Here is a 25,842-nt window from a genome sequence, read left to right as displayed (position 1 = left end):
TCCGGTTTGTATAAAAACCATTTTCCGCTCCTTATACCCATAAAACAAGATATGAATTTTAGAAAAAGACTACTTGCATATAATACTGCAAAAAGCGGCATATTGCAAGCCAAAATCCACATTAGCAACATTTTCCCGACACACTTTGTTCTCTTTTGAAGGTATACTTTTGCGTGACGACAAAGAAAAACAGACAGACAGCTGCACTGAAACAAGCGCAGTTGCCTGTCTGTTATCGTTCGTTCTTTTACTGGGAATCTTAAATACGCAGCGTGTGTATACAGAAATTAGCCAACGATTTTTGCGCCGTCCGTAAAGTCGAATTCCTGGAAGCCGGAACGGGTCATGCCGGTAAGCTTCGAGGAAACGACATACGGAACGGTTTCAAAGTACAGCGGGTAGATAGCGCAGTCGGTGGAACAGACCAGCTTTTCTGCCTGGCGCAGGTAATCCTGACGCTTTGCTTCGTCAGCTTCTTTGGTAGCTTTTGTAATCAGGCTGTCGTATTCTTTGCTGGAATATTGGCCGTTATTGTTGCCGTTGCCGGTTGTCCACATATCCAGATAAGTCATAGCATCGTTGTAGTCCGGGGACCAGCCAGCAAAGACCATATCGAAGTTGTGGTTGTTCATAGCGGAAAGACGGGATTTAAAAGCCATCGGCTTCAGTTCCACGTTGATGCCCAATACAGACTTCCACTGCTCCTGATAGAAAGCAGCCTGCTTTTGTGCGCCGGAAGTATCGTCTGTAATCAGGGACAGCTTAAAGGTATCCTTTGTCAGGCCGGCTTCTTTCAGGCCCTCTTCAAAGAGCTTTTTTGCATCTGCAGCGTTAAAGCCGACCAGCTTTTCGCGGCCATTTGCATAGTTTTTGCCGTTGGCACCACTGATGTTGGTCGGTACCAGACCGTCAGCAGCGACGGAGTTGTCGCGCAGAACGTTCTTTACAAGGCTGTTGACGTCGATTGCTTCGCCCAGAGCCTTGCGAATCTTGGCGTTGTCGAGGCCCTTCTTCTTGGTGTTGTACTGGAAATACCAGTTCGCACCAGAAACATAGCTTTCAATCGGCTGGCCCTGAGTCTTCAGGGCGTCCAGCTGGTCACCGTTGACGTTGATGCAGTCAACCTGGCCAGCCTTGAAGGAGTTGATGTTGGAGTTAGCGTCCTTAATCATAACATACTTTACTTTGTTAATCTGGTTGTTCTTCGCATCCCAGAAATCAGGGTTCTTGGTTACGATGATGTGGTCGTCATGTGTCCACTCGGTCAGCTTATATGCACCGTTGGTGACGATTTTCGTTGCGTCCTTGGCGTACTTGTCAGCGCCGATGGACTCATAAGCCTTCTGGTTCAAAGGCATATAAGCGGTAAAGGCCATCATCTGCAGGGCGTAAGGCAGCGGGTTTTCAAAGGTCAGCTCAATGGTGTAGTCGTCCTTTGCTTTGCAGCCGAGGTTCTTCTCAGCAGCTGCGACCTTTGCCTTTTCGGCAGCGGTGCGCTTTGTGGCCGGTGTCTTGGTGGCATCAAAGTAAGCCCGGCCGTTTTTGATGTTTGTGTACACGATGAAAGCATAGGGTGCGGCGTTGGACTGGTCCATGCACTGTTCCCATGCGTAGATGAAGTTTTTTGCGGTGACCTTGTCGCCATTGCTCCATTTTGCGTCCTGCCGCAGGTGGAAGGTGTAGGTCTTTTTGTCCGCGCTGACTTCCCACTGGGTAGCCATATCCGGCTCCGGCTTGTTGTTTTTGTCCAGCCGTGTCAGGCCGGACATAACCATACGCAGAATATCGGAAGAGGCAACATCCTGTGTCTGAACAGTGTTCAGCTCTGGGGGCTCGGCACGAAGGTTTACGGTGACCATGTCCTTGTCAGGAGTGCCAGGGTATAAATTTTTGGTAGATGCAGCAGAGGTTCCGGAAGCAGCCCCGGAAGCAGCAGTGCCGCCTGCGCTGCTGCCGCAGGCAGCCATGGAAACGGCCAGGGTACCCGCAAGAAGCAGAGCAACGACTTTTTGCGCATTCTTCATAACATTTCCTCCATTCGATTGTTCATTCTCACTCTTTCGTACTCAACACGCTACATCGCATATTATACTTCTGAGGTAGGGGAATTGCAAGCATACGGCACTTGATAAGAATTCCCAGATGCACAAACATGTGAGTTCAGCCTGCAAAATATTTGTGCAGAAGAGATATTTATTTGCTGAAAAAGGGATTTTCGTTAGCCGGAATTTAGAAAGGCAGCTTGATAAACTGATATCAGAATGGCGTCGCTTAACAAGGAAACGGAGACCTTTTGCCTAACAAAAAAGCTTTCCCGCATTTTCAAAATTCATTGCTGCAGTATTTTCCCATACCAATATATAAAGAGAGAGAAACCAAAGAAGCGGAAAAAACACGTCTTTGTGACAGGAAAAGAACGTTTTCACATACTTTTGCTAAAAAGGGGTAGAAAAAACATACAAAAAGTATTATAATATTGTCGTTGCAGAGAAAGGCAGAGACTCACTCACCCGGGGAGTTCTGCATATCCATTGACAGGGAGGTACTATGCAGATTTGAAACGCATTTTTTTAATTGTACTGGATAGTGTTGGCATCGGCGAAATGCCGGACGCCAACGTGTACGGAGATGAGGGCAGCAATACGTTGGCAGCAGCTGCCACCAGCCCTTCTTTCTCCATGCCTAATATGCAGAAACTGGGCCTTTTTAACATCGATGGTGTTTCCTGCCGCCCCGCGGCGGAAAATCCCACCGGTGCGTTCGCACGCATGACAGAGGTTTCAAAAGGCAAAGACACAACGATTGGTCACTGGGAAATAGCAGGCATTAACTCTACAAAGCCGATGCCAACCTACCCCAATGGTTTTCCGCTGGACCTGCTGGAAGAGTTCAGCCGCCGGACCGGACGCGGCGTGCTGTGCAACCGGCCGTATTCCGGTACAGAAGTGATTAAGGACTACGGACAGGAGCAGCAGCGCACGGGTGCCCTCATTGTATATACCTCAGCGGACAGTGTGTTTCAGGTGGCTGCCCATGAGGATATTGTTCCGGTGGAAGAGCTTTATAAAGACTGTGAAATTGCCCGTAAGATTTTAACAGGAGAGAACAGCGTTGGCCGCGTCATTGCAAGGCCGTATATCGGCACATGGCCGAATTACACCCGCACAACCCGCCGCCACGATTTTTCCCTCCGGCCGCCGGAAGTTACCATGCTGGACCAGCTTTCGGACGCAGGCAAAGACGTCATAGCGGTCGGCAAGATTAATGACATTTTTGCGGGCTGCGGCATTACGGAATTTACCCGCACAACCGGAAATGATGACGGCTTGGAGAAAACGCTTGCTTTGACAAAGCGTGACTTTAACGGCCTCTGCTTTGTCAATCTGGTGGACTTTGATATGCTGTATGGTCACCGCAACGACGTGGAGGGCTATGCCAAAGGCTTGACTGCTGTGGATAAAGCGATTCCGGGACTGCTGGAGAATATGGGACCGGACGACCTTTTGATGTTCACCGCTGACCACGGCTGTGACCCCAGCACGCCCAGCACCGACCATTCCCGCGAATATACGCCGTGGATGATTGCTGGACCAAAAGTGAAGGCGGGCGCAAATTTGGGTACCCTGCCGACTTTTGCGGATATTGGCGCAACCATTCTGGACGCTTTTGATGTGCCGCAGAAGATTACCGGCACTTCCCGCTTAACACAGATTTTAGGCTGACTTGGAACTTTTATTTTGCTGTACAGCCTGCAGTACGGCAGTGTGCCGTGTATCCGTGCGGGTTTGCATAAAATCTTTTATCTCATCTGTTTTTACAGGAGGAAGAAAAAATGAAAAAAATGAACAAACTGCTGGCCGCTGTTCTAGCCGGCGCCGTAGCTGTTTCGGCAGCAGGCTGCGGTGGTGCCGCAAGTTCCGGTTCTTCTGCAGCAGCGGGCGGTGCCGCATCTGCAGCCAGCACTTCCGGCGCAGCAGGCAGCGCAAAGGGCTATAAGATTCGCATGGTTACCGATACCGGCGGAGTCAACGACCAGTCCTTCAACCAATCTTCTTGGGAGGGCCTGCAGAACCTGAAGAAAGAAGCCAGTGCGGATATCAACTACATGGAATCCAAGCAGGAAAGCGACTATGCCACCAACCTGGACAAGGCTGCTGACGATGACGCAAAGCTTATCTGGGGCATCGGTTTCGCTATGGCAAAGGCTATTAGCACAGCAGCTAAGGCAAATCCGGATATCAATTATGCCATCGCTGATAACGGCTATGATGCTTCCAGCATGCCGAAAAATGTGACGGGCGTTATGTTCCGTGCACAGGAGCCTTCTTTCATTGTCGGTTACATTGCAGGCAAGACTACAAAGACCGGTAAGGTCGGTTTTGTCGGCGGTATCAACAGCAACATCATCGACCAGTTCGAGTATGGCTATAAGGCCGGTGTTGCCTATGCGGCAAAAGAACTGAATAAGAAGATTACGGTCAATGCACAGTATGCAGAGAGCTTCTCCGATTCTTCCAAGGGCAAGGCAATCGCAAACAGCATGTACTCCAGCGGCTGCGACATTGTGTTCCATGCAGCCGGTGGTGTTGGCGTTGGTGTTATCAATGCTGCAAAAGACAGTGGCAAATACGCTATCGGCGTTGACCGTGACCAGGCTTACCTGGCACCGAACAATGTCCTGACCTCTGCACTGAAGCTGGTTCATTCCGCGGTTGAGGACGTTTCCAAAAAGTCCATGAAGGGCGAGGCAATCGGCGGCAAGACCTACACCTACGGCCTGACCGAAGATGCTGTTGGCATTCCGACCGAGCATAAGTTGATGGGCGACGCTACTTATAATGCTGCTATGAAGGTCGAATCCGACATTAAGAGCGGCAAAATCGTGCCTCCGGCAAACAAGGCAGAGTACGAGAAGTTCCAGAAAACACTGTAAGAACGAATAAAATCGGGATACTCTCATTGAGTTCCCTGTAAGGGCGGAACGCTCTCCTTGGGCGCTCCGCCTTTTTCGGAATTCAGTCATCCTACGCGGAGGTAAGACGAAATGGAGGTCAGCAGCGAGTATGCTGTGCAAATGCGCGGCATAACGAAATATTTTGGTACTTTTTGTGCGCTGGACCATGTGGACCTGAATGTAAAGAAAGGCACGATTCACTCTTTACTGGGCGAAAACGGTGCGGGCAAAAGTACGCTGATGAATGTGCTGTACGGGCTTTACCAGGCAGATGAGGGTGAGATTTACCTGAACGGGAAAAAGGCAGATATCACCAGCCCTAATGTGGCCATTGCCCACGGCATCGGCATGGTGCATCAACACTTCATGCTGGTGGATAATTTTACGGTTACACAGAACATTATCCTCGGCAACGAAACGACCAGCCACTTTGGTGTGCTGAACATGAAAAAAGCACGGAAAGACGTTAAAAATCTGGTAAAAAAATATGGACTGGAAGTGGACCCCGACGCAAAAGTAGAGGACATTTCTGTTGGTATGCAGCAGCGTGTGGAAATTTTGAAGGCGCTGTACCGCGGTGCCGATTTGCTGATTTTGGACGAACCGACAGCTGTCCTGACACCACAGGAAATTGATGACCTGATTAAAATCCTGCACAATCTGATTGCCGACGGCAAAACCATTATCATTATTACACATAAGCTGAAAGAGATTAAGGCAAGTTCCAGCACCTGCACCATCATTCGCCGCGGCAAGTATATCGATACCGTGAATGTGGCGGATTGTGATGAGGAGGACTTAGCGTCCAAAATGGTTGGCCATGCGGTACAGTTGGTGGTACAGAAGACGCCGGCAAAACCGGGCAAGACAGTTTTTGAAATTGACAATCTGCACGTTAAGGACGAACGCGGTCTGCCAGCGGTCAATGATTTGTCGCTAAAGGTGCACGCAGGCGAAATTGTCGGTTTGGCAGGCATTGACGGCAACGGCCAAAAAGAGCTGGTAGAGGCCATTACCAACCTGTGCAAAACGGAAAGCGGAACCATTCGGATAAACGGTACGGAAATTCAGAATACCACACCGTACAATACAGTGCACCACAAGGTCGCAACGATTCATGAGGACCGCCAGCGCCGCGGTTTGGTTATGGACTTTTCAGTAAAAGAAAATATGGTACTGGAAAAGTACAATCAGGAACCGTTCTGTCACCGGGGGCTGCTCAACCGCGGTGAAATTGCGTCCTACACAAAGGACCTCATTAAGGACTATGATATTCGTCCGGCGGACTGTGTGGACGAACCGGCCCGCGGTCTTTCCGGTGGCAACCAACAAAAGGTTATCATCGCTCGTGAAGTGGCGAACGAGCCGGATTTGCTGATTGCCGTGCAGCCGACACGCGGACTGGACGTCGGCGCAATCGAGTATGTACATAAGACACTGATTCGGGAACGGGACCACGGCTGTGCCATTCTTTTGGTGTCGTTGGAACTGGACGAGATTATGAGCGTTTCTGATACGATTTCTGTTCTGTACAAGGGACAGATTGCAGGCAGTTTTAAGCAGGGCGAAGTGGACGAGAAAACAATAGGCCTGCTGATGGCAGGAGGCAAACTGAATGGATAGAACAGTAAAAATCCTGAAAAAGCCGATTACCTCTACGATTATCGCTATTTTGTGCGGTTTCCTCGTGGCAGCCATCGTGCTGGCCGTAACCGGCTACAACCCGGGGGCGTCCTTCGGTGCCCTGTTCAACGGCATTTTGGGGCGGCCAAAGTACATTTCCAACGTGATTATCAAGGCAACCCCCATTACGCTGACTGCCCTGAGTGTGGCGTTTGCCTATAAAGTGGGGCTGTTCAATATCGGCTCAGAAGGGCAGTACATAGTGGGTGCGATGACCGCAAATATTGTAGGCTATCTGTGCAATTTTCCACCGGTCATTCAAATTCCGCTGGTTGTGATTTCCGGCATGGTTGCCGGCGCGCTTTGGGGCGGCATTGTGGGATTCCTGAAGGCAAAGTTCGGCATTCATGAGGTGCTGACCAGCATTATGCTGAACTGGATTGCGCTGTACCTTTCCAATCTGGCGGTGCAGTCCTCTGTCTTCCACCAGCCGAACACAATGGCTGCTTATCCGGTGAATCCCAGCAGCTATACCATGCTGCTGCCGAACTGGAAAACCAGCGACGCGGGCATCGCTTTTCTCAGTCAGCATAAGCTGCTGAAGGAAGTGCTGCTGAAAACGGACGTCAACTTTGGCTTCCTGGTGGCGATTGCCGCTGCCATTCTGGTATGGCTGCTGCTGTACCGTTCTTCCCGCGGCTATGAACTGCGTGCTGTGGGTCTTAACCGGGACGCGGCGGAATTTGCCGGCATTTCCGTCACTAAAAATATCGTGCTTACCATGCTGATTGCCGGTGCCCTTTCCGGTCTGGCAGCATCCATGGCCATTACCGGCACAAATCCGCACCGCATTTCTATCCTTTCCGCCTTTGAAAACAACGGATTTAATGGTTTGTCAGTTGCCTTCATTGCGGGCAGCTCACCAATCGGCTGTATTTTTGCGGGCCTGCTTTTCGGCGGTCTACTGTACGGCGGCCAGTCCATTCAGGCCAACATTGGTGCCCCCAGTGAAATTATCAACATTATGATTGGCACGATTGTGTTCTTTGTTGCCCTGACAAAAGTAGTTCCGGCGCTGGCTGTGCGGCTGGAGAAAAGGGGGATGCGCAATGCTAAATAACATTTCCTTATTGGTAGGAATTACCCTGATGTATTCGGCACCGCTGATTTTTGGTGCTTTGGCGGGTGTCATTTCCGAACGCTCCGGCGTGGTCAACCTCGGTATTGAGGGCATGATGACCGTTGGTGCCTTTGTGGGTGCGGCAGTTGGCTATTTTTCTGGAAACGCGTGGATTGGGTTTCTGGCGGCTGGGATTGCGGGCGCGGCTTTTGCGCTGCTTCATGCCATTGCAGCAGTTACGTTTAAAGCGGACCAGACCATTTCTGGCATTGCGCTGAATTTGATTGGACCCGGGCTGGCGCTGTTCCTGTGCCGCCTGTGTTTCTCCGGTGCGACTATGAGCCAGCCAGTTCCGCACAAGCTGCCGAAAATTTTGGGCGACGCACAGGAAAATACCGTCGCACAGAACCTGAACCTTGACATTACGGTTGTGCTGGCGCTGGCAACTATGCTGATTATGTGGTTTGTGCTGTACCGCACAAAGTGGGGTCTGCGTATTCGTTCTGTCGGTGAGCATCCGGCGGCGGCGGATACGCTGGGTATCAGCGTAGACCGTACACGCTACATTTGTGTCCTTGTTTCCGGTATGCTGGCCGGTTTGGGCGGCGCTTCTATGACACTGGCCGTTATCCAGCAGTTTACACCAACCGCTATCAGCGGCCATGGCTTTATTGCACTGGCCGCAGTGATTTTCGGCAAATGGACACCGCAGGGTGCCTATGGTGCCTGCCTGCTGTTCGGCTTTGCCGAAGCGCTGTCGGTGTTCCTTGGTTTAAAGAATGTGCCGATTCCAACCGAAGTGCTGGCAATGCTGCCTTATATTTTAAGCATTGTGGTACTGGTCCTGTTTGTCGGCCGTTCCGTAGCACCGAAGGCAGACGGCCTGCCCTACGAAAAGGGTACACGCTGAACAATGTAAAAACCGGGACGACTCCCTTGTGTGGTCGCCCCGCTTTTGCTTTTTTGGAAAATTGAGAAAGAAGGATTTTATAATGGATACACAAAAAATATGCAGTATGGTGGACCATACCCTGCTGAAACAGGATGCCACTTGGGCACAGATTCAGAAAATCTGTGACGACGCTATGCATTACCACACGGCTTCCGTGTGTATACCGGCAAGCTATGTGAAACAAGCAAAAGATTATGTCGGGGACCGCATGGCGGTTTGTACGGTAATTGGATTTCCAAACGGATACACGACCACAGCAGCCAAAGTTTTTGAGGCGAAGGACGCACTGGCAAACGGCGCGGACGAAATCGATATGGTTATCAACATCGGTTGGGTAAAGGACGGCTTGTATGACAAAGTGCTGGACGAGATTCAGCAGCTTCGCAAAGCCTGCGGCAACCATATCCTGAAAGTGATTATTGAAACCTGCCTTTTGACGGAAGAAGAAAAAATCCATATGTGCAAAGTCGTGACTGAATCCGGCGCTGACTTTATTAAGACCTCTACCGGATTTTCAGAGGGCGGCGCAACCTTTGCAGATGTGGCGCTGTTCCGGAAATATGTTGGCCCACAGGTGCGTATTAAAGCCGCGGGCGGTATTGCATCCCTTGCAGATGCACAGAAATTCATTGAGCTGGGTGCCAGCAGACTTGGCACCAGCCGCATCATTAAAATTCTGAAAAAGCAGGAAGCGCAGGGCTAATAGGTTTGCGTGGAAAGGGAGAAATTTGATATGCGCATGTATGATATTATCGCAAAAAAACGCGACGGCGGCACACTGACACAAGAAGAAATTCAGTATTTTATTACAGGTTATGTAAACGGAGACATTCCGGATTATCAGGCCAGCGCGTTTCTAATGGCGATTTATCTGCGCGGCATGTCAGCAGCGGAAACCGCACAACTGACACTGGCCATGGCACATTCCGGTGATATGGTGGACCTGTCTGCTATTTCGGGCATTAAGGTAGATAAACATTCCACCGGCGGTGTAGGGGATAAAACTACCCTGATTGTTGCACCGGTGGCTGCCTCTTTGGGTGTGCGGGTTGCTAAGATGAGCGGACGCGGTTTGGGGCATACAGGCGGCACCATTGATAAACTGGAGTCCATTCCCGGCCTGTCCACGGCGCTGAGTCAGAAACGCTTTTTTGAGATTGTACAGGAAGTGGGCTGCTGTGTTGTCGGACAGACCGGAAACCTGGTGCCGGCGGACAAAAAGATGTATGCCCTGCGGGACGTAACTGCTACCGTCAGTTCTATTCCGCTGATTGCCTCCAGTATTATGAGTAAAAAGATAGCGGCGGGCGCGGACCGGATTCTGCTGGACGTCAAAACCGGCAGCGGTGCCTTTATGAAAACCAAGGAGGACTCCATTCGTCTTGCGGAGGCAATGGTGCAGATTGGTGAACACGTTGGCCGCAGGACAGTTGCGCTCATTACCGATATGGACCGTCCGCTTGGCAGATGTATTGGCAATGCACTGGAAATAAAAGAAGTCTGTCAGACACTGCACGGCGAGGGCCCGGATGACCTGACGACTGTTTGTCAGGAGCTGGCGGCCAATATGCTGTATCTTGCCGGAAAAGGCGAACCGGACGTCTGCCGCAAAATGGCACGGGAACAAATGAGCAACGGCGCAGGCTTTCGTAAATTTGAGGAAATGGCTGCCGCGCAGGGCGGAGATATTTCTGTGTTGGAAAACCCGGACCGTTTCCCCAAGGCTGGAGCATCGTATACCGTTGCAGCGGAACAGGATGGCTGGATGACCGCCATGGATACAGAAAAGTGCGGCATTACGGCGGTTGAGCTGGGTGCCGGACGTGAAAAGAAAGGGGAAGCCATTGACCACAGCGCCGGTATTGTGCTGCAGAAAAAAACCGGCGACCGTGTGCAGCGCGGGGAGCCGATTGCTGTCCTATATGCCGCGACGGACGAAAAGTGCCGTGCAGCTGCGGAGCTTTTCCGCAGCGCGGTTGTAATTAGCAGCCAGAAGCCGACCGCGGTTCCGTTGATTCATGCGAGAGTAACAGCGGATGGTGTAGAAAAATTTGCCTAAAAAATATATTTAATTTCCGGCCGCGGGGGAAAATCCTGCGGCTTTTTCATGTCGTCTTTTTGCCGCTTGTATGTCCGCACGGCGAATTCCGTTTGTCTTGCAGGCAAAAGCATGGTATAATCTATTCAATTAAACAGGATACTGTAAAAATGCGGAAAAAGAGAAAAATTTGTTTTTCCCGTGTTATCAGCAGAAAAAAGAACGAAAAGAGAATACTATGGATTTTCAATCACTGCAAATTATGCCCGAAATTCTCAAAAATTTAAAGCGTACCGGTTATACTGAACCTACACCGATTCAGCAGAAAGCCATTCCGCAGGTGCTGCAAAAGCGCGACCTGTTTGGCTGTGCCCAGACAGGCACCGGAAAAACAGCTGCTTTTGCCGTGCCCATTCTGCAAAGATTGGCACAGGCGCCGGTTTCCGGTCACCCTATCCGCGCATTGGTATTAACGCCTACCCGTGAACTGGCCATTCAAAACTACGACAATTTTCGCTTGTACGGAAAGGGACTTCCTTTAAACTGCTGTGTCATTTACGGCGGTGTCAGCCAGAATGCCCAGGTTCAGCAGCTGAAGAAAGGCGCCGAAATTTTGCTGGCCACGCCTGGTCGGCTGAACGACCTGATTGGGCAGGGCTATATCGACCTGTCACACCTGGAGATTTTTGTATTGGATGAGGCGGACCGCATGTTGGATATGGGCTTTATCCGTGACGTGAAGCGGGTGATTGCACAGCTGCCCGCGCAGCGGCAGAACCTGATGTTCAGCGCTACCTTGCCGAAAGAGATTCGTTCACTGGTGGACAGCATCCTGCAGGACCCGATAGAAATCAGTGTAACGCCGCCCTCTACTACAGTAGACGCCATTGCGCAGGAAGTTTGTTATGTCGATAAAAACAACAAGGGCAAGCTGCTGATTTGGGCGTTGAAAGACCCGCGTATTTCTTCGGCACTGGTCTTTACCCGCACCAAACACGGCGCGGACCGTGTGGTGCGTGACCTTACCCGTGCCGGCATTACAGCGGCAGCCATTCACGGAAACAAAAGCCAGAATGCCCGTCAGGCAGCGCTGACCAAGTTCCGCTGCCATCAGGTGCGTGTGCTGGTGGCAACGGATATTGCCGCCCGCGGCATTGATATTCCGGATATTTCGCACGTCTTTAATTTTGATATTCCGGAAGTACCGGAAACGTACGTCCACCGTATTGGCCGTACAGCCCGTGCCGGCAGCAGCGGCACTGCGATTTCTTTTTGCAGCATCGATGAAAAAGCGGATTTCAAACAGATTGAAAAGCTGATTCGGAAAAAAGTGCCGGAGATTAAAGAGCACCCGTATCCCATGCAGAATCTGGTGCCCATGAGTAAAGAGGAGCGCCAAAAGAAGCAGGTGAAACGCCGTGCTGCAGCACAGGCGGCACGCAATCGCCGCATGGAGAAAGCACCTGCACAGAAACACAGTGCGCCCAAAAAGCCGGAGAAACATACAGCACATCAGAACGTCCACAAAAATGGGGCCAAAGGTAAAGCATCTGCTGGCATTGACGCAGCGAAAAAGCAGAACTTTCCGAAGGCATCTGTTCCCGCCGCAAAAAAGCACAGTCGTCCGGTGGAGAAATCACGTGTGCCTGTGCCAAAGGAATCAGCACATCGGCAGGTACGCCGTGACCTGATGAAATATCTGCCGAAACCGCTGCGCAGCCGTCCGGCTGACCAGCCGCTGAAGCATCATCTGTAAAAAAGCATCCCAAACGAAATGACACCCCTTGCAGAAGGAGGATACTATGGCATTCTCAAAGCCAATGCGCTTTGCCATTTCGGCACTGACAAGGAATACCAGTAAAATCAACATTAAAAAAAGTTATAAACTGGCGCGGCGGTTTGACCGTGCCGCACATCCGTCTTTGCTGCAGCCACTGTACCGCCCCTGGAATCAAGTGGTTTTTTGCCAAGGACATGAGGTCCCTGTACGCATTTTTACACCGGACGGCAGCAAACGCCGCCCGGGGGACCTACTCCTGTTTTTCCATGGCGGCGGTTGGGTGCTGGGGGATATTGACTCCTATAATGATGTGTGTATTTTGATGGCTCGTCTGACGGGCTGCCAGGTCATCAGCGTAGATTATCGTCTGGCACCGGAACACCCCTTTCCGGCAGGACTGCAGGACTGTTTGGCTGCGGTCAGCAGTGTCTTTCTGCACGCGGATACTTTTTCTGTAGATGCTTCCCGCATTACCTTGATTGGCGATTCCGCTGGGGGAAATTTGGCGGCGGCGGTGTCTTTGGTTCTGCGCGACCAAGGAAAAACGGTCCCCGCACGCCAAATTTTGCTTTATCCCAGCACCCATTATGACCACAATCCGAAAACTTCCCCGTATGTGTCTATCCGTACCAATGGGTGGAACAATATGCTCACTTCCCAGCGGGTAGAAGACTATGTCGATTTGTATAAAAGCAGCGATGAGGATTTGCACAATCCGTATTTTGCACCGCTGAATGAAACGGACTGTTCTCGTCAGCCGAAAACATTGGTTTTAACAGCGGAGTTCGATCCGCTGCGGGACGAGGGGGAAGCGTACGGCCAAAAACTGAAAAATGCCGGCAATGTGGTGGAAATGCACCGCATTCCGGACTGTCTGCACGGCTTTTTGTCTTTGCCGGGGTATCCGGTGCCTGTGCGGACGGCCTATCAATATATCAATGCGTTTCTGGATGTTACAGAACATTCCGTACAGCAATGGGAGGAGAAACGCAGCTGAAAGTTTCACACAAGAATTGTGAAAACCTGTTCGGCGGGCGAAGGAGGGAGAATCTTGAGCCATTCGAAGTTTCGGTGGGCACGGCTGGATACAGCAGCGAAAATTTTTCCATGTACCAGCAGCCGCCGCGACCCCAAGGTGTTTTGTTTTGTCTGCGAACTGAAGGAACTGGTACAGCCGGGTCCGCTGCAGCAGGCGCTGGAGCAGACACTGGAGCTGTTCCCAGGCTTTCAAGTCATTTTGAAACGTGGCATGTTTTGGTATTACTTGGAGGAATCAGATATTCGCCCCGTGGCACGAAAAGAGTATCGGCCGCCGTGTTCGCCGCTTTATGACCGTGACGTACACACGCTGCTGTTTGAAGTAACTTACTATGAATGCCATGTTAATCTGGAAGTGTTTCACGCTGTTTCGGACGGAACCGGTGCTATGCACTTTCTGCGGGTTCTTATTTTTCGGTATTTGCAGATTGTACACCCCAAAGAACTGGGGGGACTGCCGGACCTTGACTATGATGCCAGTGAAACACAAAGCATGGATGACAGTTTTGAGCGGTATGCGAATCATCAAAAAAAGCCGAAAACACGCCATGTGCACCGTGCTCTGCACCTGCATGGAACGAAAGAGCCGGACGGAAATTTGAATGTTGTCATTGGAACGGCGCCGGTCAAAGCCCTGTTGGACTACAGTCACCGCTGCAAAACAAGCCTGACGATGGTGCTGTGCGCGCTGGTGATTCGTGCCATTCGCAGCGAAATGCCGGTGCGGGACCTGAAGCGGCCGGTTGTATTGGCTGTTCCAGTCAATCTGCGCAACCATTTCCGTTCCGCTTCAGCGCGCAACTTTTTCAGTGTTATGGACGTTGGCTACAACTTTTCCAAAGGAGACGGCAGTATGCAGGATATCCTGCATACGTTGGAACAGCAGTTTCAGAAGGGCCTTTCTCCGGCGGAGCTGCAGTACCGTGTTAACCAGTATATAGGGCTTATCCGAAACCCGTTTGCGCGGATTTCACCGCTGTCTTGTAAGGATTTTGCCATGCGTGTGGGCTACCGTTCCACCAGCCGAAAAGAGACCAGCGCGGTTTCTAATGTTGGCATTATCCATATGCCGCCGCAGGTTGCGCCCTATCTGCGCCAGTTTGCGGTCTTTGTCAGTACAGAAAAGATGCAGCTATGCAGTTTGACCTATGAGGACAAAATTACATTCAGCTTTTCTTCCGCTTTTGCGGATACAGATATTCAGCGCTGCTTTTTCCGCTTTCTGACAGCGGAGGGAATTCCAGTGGAGGTTGACACAAACCTTTCAGAAAACAGGTAAGGGGGCGCATGATATTGAAATACTGTGATAAGTGTAAAGTTAGTGTTCGGGGAAATCGGGAGCACTGCCCGCTCTGCAATGCAGTTCTGCACGGTGAAGCGGAGCCGAGCGGCTTCCCAAGACTGCCCAATGAACATAAAAAACATAAGCTGTGGATTTCCATTCTGGCGCTTTCCAGTGTGTCGGCGTGTATTATCTGTCTGCTGCTGAATTTTTTGTTTCGCAAACATGGGCAGTGGAGTCTTTTTGTGCTGGGCGGTGTTGTCTGTATGTGGATGACGCTGGGGCTGGCACTTTATAAACAGCGGAATATCCCAAAGACCATGGTATGGGAAGTCTTTTTAGTCGGTCTGCTGAGTGTCCTGTGGGATTATTTTACCGGTTGGTGGGGATGGAGCATCAATTATGTACTGCCAATCGTCAGCATGGGTGTTATGGTTGTACTTGTGTTTCTCAGCCGCCTGTTCCATGTGGCGGCTGGCAGCTTGATTGTGTATTTGCTGGTGGATGCCCTGATGGGTGTTATTCAGCTGGTTCTGCTTTTAACAGGCTGCATTACGGTGCCGCTGCCCAGCCTGCTGTGTGTAGGTGTAAGCACGGTTATGCTGGCGGCTATGCTGATTTTTCGCGGCAGGAAAGTCAGAGAGGAACTACGCAGAAGGCTTCATTTATAATCTGGCCGGGGGAATACGAGGATGGACTATAATGAACTGGTTTCAGTATGCATGGAAATAGGTTGTCTGCTGATAAAATATGGTGCAGAAATTTACCGTGCAGAGGAATCTATGCATCGTTTTTTTGCGGCCTATCACGTTGCGGACAGCAATATTTTTGCCCTGACGACCTGCATCAATGTGACCATTTCGCGGCCAGACGGCGTGCCTATTACGCGTATTTGCCAAATAGAAGACCGCTGCATGGACTTGGAAAAAGTTGACCGTTTGAATGACCTGTGCCGGCATGCCTGTCATGTGCGGCCACCGCTGGATAAGCTGAAAGAACAGGTGCTGGAGATAGAAAAATCTTCGGGGAGTCCCCGCTGGCTGCGCACACTCGGATTTGCGGGTGTGGCCTTTGGCTTTACACTCTTCTATGGCGGCAGTGCAGCGGATGCGGCAGTCAGTGCTCTGACCGGTCTGCTGGTCTGTTGGATGCAGGGTGTCTTTTTAAAATACCATGCCAATTCTTTCTTTTCTACCATTTTGGAAAGTGCGGGCATCGGCATTATCTGTTTGAGCGCGGCACATTTTTTCCCGAGTTTAAGCATTGACCACATGATTATCGGCGGTGTTATGAATTTGGTTCCTGGAATCGCGATTACCAGCTTTATGCGGGATATCCTTTCTGCTGATTACCTTTCCGGTATGCTGCGTTTTGTGGAAAGTATGCTGGTTGCCATGGCGATTGCACTGGGAGTTGGCGTTGTCATGGTCATTTCCAGAATTCTGTGGGGGGTGTGACAAATGCAGTTCCTGCTTCCGTGCTGTTATGGCTTTGTTGCTTGTGTGGCATACTGTATGTGTGTGCACCTGAAAGGCTGGCGAATGGTCTGGGCATCACTTGGCGGTGCGATTGGCTGGTGCATTTATCTTTTATTTGGCTTTTCCCATAATGATTTGTTTCAATACCTAATGGCCTCCATCGCCGTTTCGGCTTATTCGGAAGTGATGGCGCGGCTGAATAAAACACCGGTCACAGGTTTCCTACTGGTTTCCATGCTGCCCATGGTGCCAGGCGGCGGCATTTACAACACTATGCAGTACGCGGTTTCCGGTGACAACAGCAGGTTTTTAAGTACAGGTCTGCATACCTTTGGCATTGCAGGTGCAATTGCACTGGGTGTTTTGCTGGTTTCCTCCACAGTACGCTTGTTCACGACGGTAAAACATCAAAAAGAAGAGGAACGCCTCAGAAGACAGAGTGACGCCTCTTCCAAATAGATTTGACACATCGAAAATCAAGAAGGTCCTGCCTACAGATGGTGAAATCTGTGGGCAGGGCCCTCTTTTGTTGTCGGAAAAATCAGAGATGATGTTTTTTATCCTTTTCCAGCCGATTTACAATTGACTGATTGATGAGTTCCAGCGTTTTTACACGCACAAATTTTTTATCGTCTGCTTCAATAATGTGCCATGGGGCAAAGTCGGTGGAAGTGTACTGCAACATATCATTGGCAGCTGTTTCATACTGCGGCCATTTTTTGCGGTTGCGCCAGTCTTCATCTGTAATTTTCCACTGTTTTGTGGGGTCATTCTTCCGGGCTTCAAACCGGCGCAGCTGTTCGTCTGGGTCTATCTGCAGCCAGAATTTGATGATGACGGCGCCCCAGTCGTGCAGCTGCCGCTCGAATTCATTGATTTCGCGGTAAGCACGCTGCCAATCCTCCGGCGTGCAGAATCCCTCAATGCGTTCCACCATGACACGGCCGTACCATGAACGGTCAAAGATAACAATATGGCCGTCCTTTGGCAGGTGCCGCCAGAAACGCCATAGAAAATGTCGGCCTTTTTCTTCCCAGCTTGGTGCAGCAATCGGCACAACTTCGTAGCCGCACGGGTCCAGCGCTTCGGAAACACGCTTGATATTGCCGCCTTTTCCGGCGGCGTCCCAGCCCTCATATACAATTATGACGGGCACTTTTCTGCGGTAGATGATATTGTGCAGTTCCGAAAGGCGCGCCTGCTCTTTTTTCAGATGTTTTTTATACTTGTCCTTTTTCAAGGTTGGAGAAAGGTCAACATTCTGTATTTTTGGCATGGTCAGCAAGTGATACAGCCCGGGGTCAATGGCGCCGGAAGCGGTCTGCGGTACAGCGGCCTTTTCCGCATGAAGTTTCAGCGCTTTGTGTACAGCGTCGTTTACTGTGCGAAACACCGCAAGCGTGCGCACTTCATCGTTCATGCCGGAGATGACGTGCCACGGCGCATAGGGGGTGTTGGTATACTCCAGCATTTCATCAAAGACACTATAGTATTTGTCGTACTGACGGCAGCGGCGCCAGTCATCCGGCGTGACGCGCCATTCGGTGTTTTTGTCGCTGTCCAGTTTTTCCAGCCGTGCCTTTTGCTCTTTCTGTGTAATATGGAGAAAGAACTTAATAATTAAATATCCGTTGTCGGTCAGGTTACGCTCGAAATTGTTGATTTCGTTCATATGGCGCAGGTTTGTCAGGTCATCCACCGCTTCCTCCAGTCGGAGAATGCTGACTTCCTGGTACCAGGAGCGGTCCATAATGGACATTTGTCCGGCCTCCGGCAGTGTCAGCCAGTGACGCCACATGACCGGTTCACGGCGTTCCAGCGGGGTGGGCGGCTGTGTGTTGACGACTGTAAACCAGCGCGGGTCAAAATTGAGAATCAGGCGGGAAATCACACGGCCCTTTCCGGAACTGCCCCAGCCTTCAAACAGAATGATAACGGGCAGACCGGCGGCTTTCATCGGGCCGTCCAGTGCGGACAGCGATGCCTGCAGCGGCTTGATTCGCTTTTTGTAGTCTTCTTTGAAAACGGTTTCTTTCATATTTACTTTTTCCAGCATAAGAGGGGCCTCCTGTTCATAGAAACGGCGGTATGTCCTAGCACCACTGCAGATATTTGACAGAAAGGAGAGGTACCTTCCAAAAATCGGTATTAAGTATACACGGATTTTTTATTTTCAGCAATCATTTTATTAAAAATCACGAAGAAATTCTAAGTGAAAACCGCCGCGTTTCCGTTTTGCTTTTGCATAAAAATGTGTTATAATGACGTGTAACTGATGTCTGCAGAATTTGGCAGAAAAGGGGGCGCCGGCGTGATTGTTTTGGGGATAGACCCGGGCTATGCCATTGTTGGCTGGGGCGTTCTGCGCACGCGGGCAGGGCGCTATGTTCCGCTGGCATCCGGTGCTATCACTACGCCGGCAGGTGCACCGTTCGGTCTGCGTCTGCAGCAAATTTATGATGAATTAAATGCTGTGCTGGAACGCTGGAAGCCGCAGGCCGCCGCGATTGAAAAACTGTATTTTACGAACAATAAAACAACCGGCATCGGTGTGGCAGAAGCCAGAGGCGTTATTCTGCTGGCCTGTCAGCAGGCCGTGTGCCCCGTGTACGAATACACGCCCATGCAGGTGAAGCAGGCGGTAACCGGCTATGGCAATGCCAAAAAGCCGCAGGTCATGGAAATGACACGCCGCCTGCTGTGCCTGAAAGAGGTTCCTCGGCCGGACGATACAGCGGATGCATTGGCTATGGCCATTACCCACGGGCAGGCAAGTGCCAGCGCCATGCGCCGCCAGACTTTGGAACAGTTCCGTCAGTAGGAGGCACAGAATGTTTTACAGCTTAAAAGGTACTTTAACACACATAGAGCCTAACATTGCAGTGATAGAATGCGCGGGTGTTGGCTTTTTATGCCGTACGACTATGAACACGCAAAAGGCACTGCCGCAGCTTGGACAGGAAGCAAAACTTTATACACACCTGAATGTGCGGGAAGATGCGCTGGAGCTGTTTGGTTTTGCAACCAAGGCAGAACTGAACTGCTTTAAAATGCTGACAACTATCAGTGGTGTGGGACCAAAGGCAGGGCTGTCCATTCTTTCTGTACTGACGCCGGAGCAGGTCGCTGCCGCGGCCGCTACGGGTGACAGCAAGGCCTTTACTCGTGCGAACGGGGTAGGACCAAAACTTGGCCAGCGCATTGTGCTGGAAATGAAAGATAAAGTAAAATCTATGCAGGCCGCCGACCCGTCCCTATTGCAGCAGCCGACTGGCGTTCTTTCGGCGGCGGGCAATGCGGAAGCGGCAGTCAATGCCCTGACGGTATTGGGATACTCTGTCAGTGAGGCAAACAGCGCGGTCGCCAAACTGGACAGCAGCCTGCCGGTGGAAGAACTGATTCGTCTGGCACTGAAAAGCTTTGGCAGTGCCAGATAAGCGGAAAGGGTGCCGGTGAAAACGCCGGGGAAAGGAGGCTGCCAGCTTGGAGTACAAGGAAGACGACTTTGATTTGGAGAACCGAATGGTCGCACCGGAATATTCACCGGACGATGAAGAAACGGAAAATCCGCTGCGGCCGCGCCACCTGGCGGATTATATCGGGCAGGAAAAGGTGAAGTCCAACCTCGCTGTCTTTATAGAAGCGGCCCTCCAGCGGCAGGAAACGCTGGATCATGTACTGCTTTACGGGCCACCGGGACTGGGCAAAACAACGCTTGCAGGTATTATTGCAAACGAGCTGGGAGTAAACCTGCGGGTCACTTCCGGTCCAGCCATTGAACGGCCCGGCGATTTGGCGGCGATTCTGACAAACCTGAACCAGGGGGATGTACTGTTTATTGATGAGGTGCACCGCCTGCCGCGTACCGTAGAGGAAATTTTGTATCCGGCAATGGAGGATTACTCCATTGATATTATTACCGGCAAAGGACAGATGGCGGCAAGCTACCACCTGCCGCTGCCGAAGTTTACACTAGTGGGTGCCACTACCCGGGCAGGTCAGCTTTCCGCACCGCTGCGGGACCGCTTTGGTGTGGTGCTGCGTCTGGAAATGTATTCTCCGCAGGAGTTAGCACAAATAGTCACACGGTCTGCGAAAATTCTGGGCATTGCTATCGATGCCGATGGTGCGCTGGAGATTGCCTCGCGCAGCCGCGGTACCCCGCGCATTGCCAACCGAATGCTCAAACGGGTACGGGATTTTGCGCAGGTTTCCAGTGACGACGGTGTTATCAATTACAATACCGCTAAGCTGGGATTGGACCGCATGGAAGTCGATGAATTGGGATTGGATGCCAATGACCGGCGGCTGCTAACCACGATGATTCGTTACTACAACGGCGGACCGGTCGGCCTGGAAACGCTGGCCGCTGCCATTGGGGAGGAGGCGGTCACCCTGGAGGATGTATATGAGCCATATCTCATGCAGATTGGTTTTCTGGCACGCACGCCGCGCGGCCGTGTTGCGACCAAGGCGGCGTATTGCCATTTGGGCCTGAAGCCGCCGGGAGAGGACGTCCCGCAGCAGCAGAAGATTTACTAAGGTTTCTTTCCCTATATAGGGATTTTATAGATAGAAAATATAGACAGACAGATTGATATAGGAGTGAAAAACAATGGGCAGACTATTTGGTACGGACGGTGTCCGGGGAATTGCAAACAAAGAACTTACTTGTGAGCTGGCATTGCAGATTGGCCGTGCGGCGGCAACGGTTCTTACGGACGCTGAAAATCGTCACCCGCGTATTCTGATTGGCAAGGATACCCGTATTTCTTCTGATATGCTGGAGGCTGCTATTACGGCCGGTCTTTGCAGCGTAGGTGCCGATGTCGTACAGCTGGGGGTTATCCCCACGCCGGCCGTTGCTTTTTTGGTCGGCAAGTATGAGGCAGATGCTGGTGTTATGCTGACCGCCAGCCATAACCCCTGCCAGTTTAACGGTATTAAGATTTTTTCCGGCGACGGCTATAAGCTGCCGGACGAACTGGAGGATAAAATCGAAACGATTGTCCTCTCCGGCGGCAAAGGTGTACCGGTTCCGGTCGGCGGCAATATCGGTACCGTGACCGTTGAACCGGATGCTGTGGAGGACTATATCAATCATATTGCGGAAACGGTTCTGGATTCTTTGGATGGCCTGCATATTGGCATTGACTGTGCCAACGGCGCCGCTTCCCGCACAGCGGAAAAGCTTTTCACCAAGCTCGGCGCGGAGTGCCACATGATTTCAGACCAGCCAAACGGCGTAAATGTCAACGACCGCTGCGGTTCCACCCATATGGAAAGCTTAATGGCTTTTGTACGGGAAGCAGGACTGGACGCCGGTGTGGCTTTTGACGGTGACGCGGACCGCTGCCTTGCGGTGGACGACAAGGGCAAGCTGGTGGACGGCGACTTTGTTATGGCCATTTGTGCGGCAGATATGAAATCCCGCGGCGTGTTGGCAAAGGATACCACGGTCGGTACCATTATGACCAATATGGGTTTCAGCCGTTTTTGTGAGGACAACGGCATGCACTTTGAGGCAACCAAGGTCGGTGACCGCTATGTGCTGGAAAAAATGCAGCAGGAAGGCTACAACTTTGGCGGTGAACAGAGCGGCCATGTCATTTTCTTGGATTATGCCACAACCGGTGACGGTGAACTGACCGCCGCCCAGCTGCTGGCAATCATGAAGCGCCGTCAGGCAAAGCTTAGCTCCCTTGCTACACTGATGACACGTTACCCGCAGGTGCTGATTAACGTGGAAGTGGAGCCGGACGGCAAAAAACGTTTTGCCACCGATGAGAAAGTTGCTGCCGCAGTTGAAAAGGCACGCAAACAGCTGGGCAGCGACGGACGCATTATTGTGCGCCCCTCCGGCACCGAGCCGCTTTTGCGCGTTATGGTGGAAGGGCTGGACAAAAAGCTGATTCATACTGTTGCGGAATCCGTTGCGGCGGTTGTAAAAGAGCAGCTTGCCTGACCGCTGTCTGCCGTATTTTTATATTTTATATATCTGCAAAGATTAAAGGAGTAACAGAATGCGCACCGCAGAATGGCAGGACTATGAACTTTTGGATACTTCCCGCGGAGAGAGACTGGAACGGTGGGGCAGTGTACTGCTTACCCGGCCGGACCCGCAGATTATTTGGGATACACCGCGCAGGGACCCCCGCTGGAAACAGGCGGATGCACATTATATCCGTTCCAGTTCAGGTGGCGGACATTGGCAGATGCTGCACAAAGTTCTGCCGGTGTGGGACATTCACTGGGAAGGACTGACGTTTCGGTTAAAGACCATGGGCTTTAAGCATACCGGCCTTTTCCCGGAACAGGCAGTCAACTGGAAGTATGCCATGCAGCGTATCCGGTCCGCCGGCCGTCCCATTCAGGTGCTCAACCTGTTCGGGTATACCGGCGCGGCTACGCTGGCCTGTTTGGCGGCGGGTGCCTCTGTCTGCCATGTGGACGCCAGCAAAGGCATGGTACAGTGGGCAAAAGAAAATGCCGCTGCCAGCGGTTTGGCGGACCGGCCGGTCCGGTGGCTGGTGGACGACTGCACCAAATTTGTGCAGCGTGAACACCGCCGCGGTCATCACTATGATGCCATTATCATGGACCCGCCGTCTTATGGGCGCGGACCCGGCGGGGAGGTTTGGAAACTGGAAGAGCAGCTGTATGGGCTGGTCAGTCAATGTATTCCTATCCTCAGTGCAAAGCCGTTGTTCTTTTTGCTTAATTCTTATACGACAGGGCTTTCTCCGGCCGTTATGCAGTACTTGCTGGGCGTTATGCTGCAGCCGCAGTTCGGCGGCACAGTGGAGTCGGGAGAGATTGGTCTGCGTGTCAGCAGTACGGGCTTCACGCTACCCTGCGGAAGCACCGCGATTGCATATTTCGGCTGAATACAAAAATTCACAGAGGGACTGCCGGTTTGTCAGTCTTATTTCTCTTATATTTATCTTGATTTCTGCCCGTGAAAGGGGAGGTGCGTGCAGGCCGCCGCCCGGCCACACGACACATGAAGGAGCCAGCAATGGAATTTATCAGAACAGAAGATGTGCACTTTACGTATGATGAGACGCATCCGGAGGAACCTGAAAAGCCGCTGCATGATGTGTTGAAGGGAGTTACCCTCTCGATAGACCGCGGCGAATTTGTGGCGCTGCTGGGACACAATGGTTCTGGCAAGTCCACCATGGCCAAAATGTTCAACGCCATGTTAATCCCTGCCGCCGGAAAAGTATATGTGGATGGTATGGATACTGCAGATGAATCCAGAACCTATGATATTCGCCGCCAGGTCGGTATGGTACAGCAGAATCCGGACAATCAGCTGGTTGCTTCCATTGTGGAGGAAGATGTTGCTTTTGGGCCGGAAAATCTGGGTGTGGAACCGGTGGAAATCCGCCGCCGTGTCGATGAGGCTCTGAAGGCAGTGGATATGTATGAATATCGAACCTGCGCACCGTATAAGCTTTCCGGCGGGCAGAAACAGCGCATAGCCATTGCAGGCATTTTGGCAATGCAGACAGCCTGCATCGTGCTGGACGAACCGACCGCCATGCTGGACCCACGCGGCCGGGCGGAAGTTATGCACACCATTCAGCAGCTGAACCGTGAAAAGGGCATTACAATTATTTTAATTACACATTATATGGACGAGGCTGTCCAGGCTGGCCGTGTTGTCGTACTGGACAGCGGCCGTATTTTAACACAGGGAACACCGCGGGAGGTCTTTTCGCAGGTGGGACTGCTGAAAACGCATAAACTGGATGTCCCACAGGCTACAGACCTGGCTTTTCGACTGCGCGGGGCGGGATGTCCCATGCCGCACTGCGTTTTGTCTATCGATGAGTGTGTCTCTGCACTGGAACCGCTGCTTGCGCAGAAGGGGGCAGAAGCATGACGCCGATTCTGGAAGCACAGAATTTATGCTATACCTACGGAACAGGCACGCCCTTTGAAAAAAAGGCCGTGCAGAATGTCAACTTCAAAATTCAGCAGGGTGAGTTTATCGGTGTCATTGGTCACACCGGTTCCGGCAAAAGTACCATGATACAAATGATGAACGGCCTTATCCGCCCGACCTCCGGCCGCGTGCTGCTGGCAGGAAAAGATATTTGGGAAGAACCGAAGAAGATACGCGCGGTGCGCTTTCGGGTGGGTATGGTGTTTCAGTATCCGGAGGACCAGCTGTTTGAGGAAACGGTTATGCAGGATATTTCATTTGGTCCGCGCAATATGGGCCTAACAGATGCGGAAATAGAAAAGCGTGCGCGTGATGCCGCAAAATTTGTCGGACTGCAGGACGAGCTGTTAGACAAAAGCCCATTTGAGCTTTCCGGCGGTGAAAAGCGCCGTGTTGCCATCGCGGGCGTGATTGCCATGGACCCGGATGTGCTGGTTTTGGACGAACCAACAGCGGGCTTGGACCCCGCCGGACGGGATGTCCTTTTAAGTGAAATTGTCAGCTACCATGAGGAGCGCGGCAATACCATTATGCTGGTATCACACAGCATGGAAGATGTGGCACGTGTGGCAGACAGGGTGATGGTTATGAATTCCTCACATCTGCAGATGTTTGACACCACACAGGCAGTTTTTTCCCAAGATAAGGAATTGGAGTCCATTGGTCTGCAGGTACCGCAGATTACCAAAATTATGTCTATTCTGAAAGCGGATGGTTATCCAGTTCATACCTGCCTGACATTGGAGGAAGCAATGGAACAGCTACTGCCGCTGCTGCCGCGGAAAGGGGGCACATCCGAATGACCAGAGATATTGCATTGGGTCAGTTTATTCCCGGCAAGTCCCTGCTGCATCGGCTGGATCCGCGGATTAAGCTTGTGCTGACCGTCGCATTTATTGTTTATATTTTTGTAGCACAGAATTTCGCGGGACTGGTGCTGTTGGTGGTGGCCACGTTTGCACTGATGGCGGTTTCCGGCGTACCGATAAAGCTGTACTTTAAAAGCATGAAGGGAATTCTGTTCATTGTACTGTTCACCGCTGTTCTGAATCTCTTTTATGGAACCGGACCGGTGCTGGTTCAGCTGGGATTTATGCAGATTACAGCAAATGGCATCCGCAACGCTATTTTCATTGCAGTGCGGATTGTCAGCTTGATTCTCTTTAGCTCTATTCTCACGTTTACGACGTCGCCGACAGAGCTGACCGATGCGATGGAGCGCCTTTTGTCCCCGTTGAAGGTCTTTCATGTCAAAGTCCACGAGATTTCCATGATGATGACAATCGCACTGCGGTTTGTGCCTACGCTGTTGGACGAGACGGACCGCATTATGTCTGCGCAAAAAGCCCGCGGCGCGGATATGGAATCCGGTGGACTGATGCAGCGCATTAAGGCACTGATTCCAGTGCTGATTCCGCTGTTTGTTTCCTCTTTCCGCCGGGCGTATGATTTGGCCATGGCAATGGAATGCCGCTGCTACCACGGCGGTGAGGGCCGTACCAAAATGAAAGTCCTGCATTTGCAGACGATTGACCTTGTCGCGGTTGTTTTTGCAATTTTGATGTTGGCGGCGATTATCCTTTTGAATATTCTGCTGCCAGCTTCTCTTACTTGAAAACAGCC

At 51.5% G+C, this 25,842-nt stretch carries 23 protein-coding genes; 21 read left to right on the top strand and 2 right to left on the bottom strand.

Translation table 11 applies throughout. The annotated features are described in order from the left end of the window. Positions 1 to 287: 287 nt before the first annotated feature. Positions 288 to 2,024 (bottom strand): peptide ABC transporter substrate-binding protein, encoded by a 1,737-nt coding sequence (locus GJQ69_RS07800; RefSeq protein WP_174193438.1) that lies wholly within the window; start codon positions 2,022 to 2,024, stop codon positions 288 to 290. Between the two features lie 531 nt (positions 2,025 to 2,555). Between GJQ69_RS07800 and GJQ69_RS07795 the strand changes: the two genes are divergently transcribed. From GJQ69_RS07795 to GJQ69_RS07735, 13 genes are all read left to right on the top strand, one after another. Then, positions 2,556 to 3,722: a phosphopentomutase gene (locus tag GJQ69_RS07795; RefSeq protein ID WP_086035290.1), complete on the top strand. Its 1,167-nt coding sequence runs from the start codon at positions 2,556 to 2,558 to the stop codon at positions 3,720 to 3,722. 110 nt (positions 3,723 to 3,832) lie between these two features. Beyond that, positions 3,833 to 4,933, top strand: coding sequence for a BMP family lipoprotein (locus GJQ69_RS07790; protein WP_174193436.1), 1,101 nt, complete (start codon positions 3,833 to 3,835; stop codon positions 4,931 to 4,933). A 111-nt stretch (positions 4,934 to 5,044) separates the two neighbouring features. Next, positions 5,045 to 6,577, top strand: a complete 1,533-nt coding sequence (locus tag GJQ69_RS07785) for an ABC transporter ATP-binding protein (RefSeq protein WP_086035292.1) — start codon at positions 5,045 to 5,047, stop codon at positions 6,575 to 6,577. Next, positions 6,570 to 7,697 (top strand): ABC transporter permease, encoded by a 1,128-nt coding sequence (locus GJQ69_RS07780; RefSeq protein WP_174193434.1) that lies wholly within the window; start codon positions 6,570 to 6,572, stop codon positions 7,695 to 7,697. The genes GJQ69_RS07785 and GJQ69_RS07780 overlap by 8 nt, the downstream gene beginning before the upstream one ends. Further along, positions 7,687 to 8,607 (top strand): ABC transporter permease, encoded by a 921-nt coding sequence (locus tag GJQ69_RS07775; RefSeq protein WP_086035294.1) that lies wholly within the window; start codon positions 7,687 to 7,689, stop codon positions 8,605 to 8,607. The genes GJQ69_RS07780 and GJQ69_RS07775 overlap by 11 nt, the downstream gene beginning before the upstream one ends. An 82-nt stretch (positions 8,608 to 8,689) precedes the next feature. Beyond that, positions 8,690 to 9,352 carry a deoxyribose-phosphate aldolase gene (deoC, locus tag GJQ69_RS07770; RefSeq protein WP_086035295.1) on the top strand — a complete coding sequence of 221 codons (663 nt, stop codon included), beginning with the start codon at positions 8,690 to 8,692 and terminating at the stop codon, positions 9,350 to 9,352. A gap of 30 nt (positions 9,353 to 9,382) precedes the next feature. Next, entirely contained in the window at positions 9,383 to 10,708 is a 1,326-nt protein-coding gene (locus tag GJQ69_RS07765; protein ID WP_174193432.1) for a pyrimidine-nucleoside phosphorylase, read from the top strand. Between the two features lie 217 nt (positions 10,709 to 10,925). Further along, the gene (locus GJQ69_RS07760; RefSeq protein WP_086036811.1) at positions 10,926 to 12,443 is read left to right on the top strand and encodes a DEAD/DEAH box helicase; all 1,518 of its coding nucleotides are present in this window, start codon (positions 10,926 to 10,928) and stop codon (positions 12,441 to 12,443) included. A 46-nt stretch (positions 12,444 to 12,489) separates the two neighbouring features. After that, positions 12,490 to 13,464: an alpha/beta hydrolase gene (locus GJQ69_RS07755; RefSeq protein ID WP_086035296.1), complete on the top strand. Its 975-nt coding sequence runs from the start codon at positions 12,490 to 12,492 to the stop codon at positions 13,462 to 13,464. Positions 13,465 to 13,518: 54 nt separating this feature from the next. Further along, the gene (locus GJQ69_RS07750; RefSeq protein ID WP_086035297.1) at positions 13,519 to 14,784 is read left to right on the top strand and encodes a hypothetical protein; all 1,266 of its coding nucleotides are present in this window, start codon (positions 13,519 to 13,521) and stop codon (positions 14,782 to 14,784) included. Positions 14,785 to 14,798: 14 nt separating this feature from the next. Then, a complete protein-coding gene (locus GJQ69_RS07745; protein WP_174193430.1) occupies positions 14,799 to 15,458 on the top strand; it encodes a DUF6320 domain-containing protein in 660 nt (219 codons plus the stop codon). A 21-nt stretch (positions 15,459 to 15,479) separates the two neighbouring features. Beyond that, positions 15,480 to 16,244 carry a threonine/serine exporter family protein gene (locus tag GJQ69_RS07740; protein ID WP_086035299.1) on the top strand — a complete coding sequence of 255 codons (765 nt, stop codon included), beginning with the start codon at positions 15,480 to 15,482 and terminating at the stop codon, positions 16,242 to 16,244. Between the two features lie 3 nt (positions 16,245 to 16,247). Continuing rightward, on the top strand, positions 16,248 to 16,724 hold the full coding sequence (locus GJQ69_RS07735) for a threonine/serine exporter family protein (protein ID WP_086035300.1): 477 nt from the start codon (positions 16,248 to 16,250) through the stop codon (positions 16,722 to 16,724). An 82-nt stretch (positions 16,725 to 16,806) separates the two neighbouring features. Here the strand turns inward: GJQ69_RS07735 and pap are convergent, their stop codons facing one another. After that, a complete protein-coding gene (pap, locus tag GJQ69_RS07730; protein WP_086035301.1) occupies positions 16,807 to 18,321 on the bottom strand; it encodes a polyphosphate:AMP phosphotransferase in 1,515 nt (504 codons plus the stop codon). A gap of 255 nt (positions 18,322 to 18,576) precedes the next feature. Here pap and ruvC point away from each other — a divergent pair, with 255 nt between their 5' ends. The 8 genes from ruvC (at position 18,577) to GJQ69_RS07690 (ending at position 25,834) form a co-directional block, all read left to right on the top strand. Next, a complete protein-coding gene (gene ruvC / locus GJQ69_RS07725; RefSeq protein WP_086036812.1) occupies positions 18,577 to 19,086 on the top strand; it encodes a crossover junction endodeoxyribonuclease RuvC in 510 nt (169 codons plus the stop codon). A gap of 10 nt (positions 19,087 to 19,096) precedes the next feature. Beyond that, positions 19,097 to 19,702, top strand: coding sequence for a Holliday junction branch migration protein RuvA (gene ruvA, locus GJQ69_RS07720; protein ID WP_086035302.1), 606 nt, complete (start codon positions 19,097 to 19,099; stop codon positions 19,700 to 19,702). Positions 19,703 to 19,787: 85 nt separating this feature from the next. Beyond that, positions 19,788 to 20,807 (top strand): Holliday junction branch migration DNA helicase RuvB, encoded by a 1,020-nt coding sequence (gene ruvB / locus GJQ69_RS07715; RefSeq protein WP_174193698.1) that lies wholly within the window; start codon positions 19,788 to 19,790, stop codon positions 20,805 to 20,807. Positions 20,808 to 20,880: 73 nt separating this feature from the next. Then, positions 20,881 to 22,230, top strand: coding sequence for a phosphoglucosamine mutase (glmM, locus tag GJQ69_RS07710; protein ID WP_086035304.1), 1,350 nt, complete (start codon positions 20,881 to 20,883; stop codon positions 22,228 to 22,230). A 58-nt stretch (positions 22,231 to 22,288) separates the two neighbouring features. Continuing rightward, a complete protein-coding gene (locus tag GJQ69_RS07705) occupies positions 22,289 to 23,152 on the top strand; it encodes a class I SAM-dependent methyltransferase (protein ID WP_086035305.1) in 864 nt (287 codons plus the stop codon). Positions 23,153 to 23,283: 131 nt separating this feature from the next. Continuing rightward, positions 23,284 to 24,156: an energy-coupling factor transporter ATPase gene (locus GJQ69_RS07700; RefSeq protein WP_174193428.1), complete on the top strand. Its 873-nt coding sequence runs from the start codon at positions 23,284 to 23,286 to the stop codon at positions 24,154 to 24,156. Then, positions 24,153 to 25,022, top strand: a complete 870-nt coding sequence (locus GJQ69_RS07695) for an energy-coupling factor transporter ATPase (protein WP_086035307.1) — start codon at positions 24,153 to 24,155, stop codon at positions 25,020 to 25,022. Before GJQ69_RS07700 ends, GJQ69_RS07695 begins: the two co-directional genes overlap by 4 nt. Continuing rightward, a complete protein-coding gene (locus GJQ69_RS07690) occupies positions 25,019 to 25,834 on the top strand; it encodes an energy-coupling factor transporter transmembrane component T family protein (RefSeq protein WP_086035308.1) in 816 nt (271 codons plus the stop codon). The genes GJQ69_RS07695 and GJQ69_RS07690 overlap by 4 nt, the downstream gene beginning before the upstream one ends. The last annotated feature ends 8 nt before the right edge of the window (positions 25,835 to 25,842 follow it).

The sequence above is a fragment of the Caproicibacterium lactatifermentans genome, from assembly GCF_013315815.1.
Taxonomy (GTDB): domain Bacteria; phylum Bacillota; class Clostridia; order Oscillospirales; family Acutalibacteraceae; genus Caproicibacterium; species Caproicibacterium lactatifermentans.
Note: the sequence above shows the minus strand (reverse complement) of the source record. Positions and strands in the feature narration are given on the sequence as shown.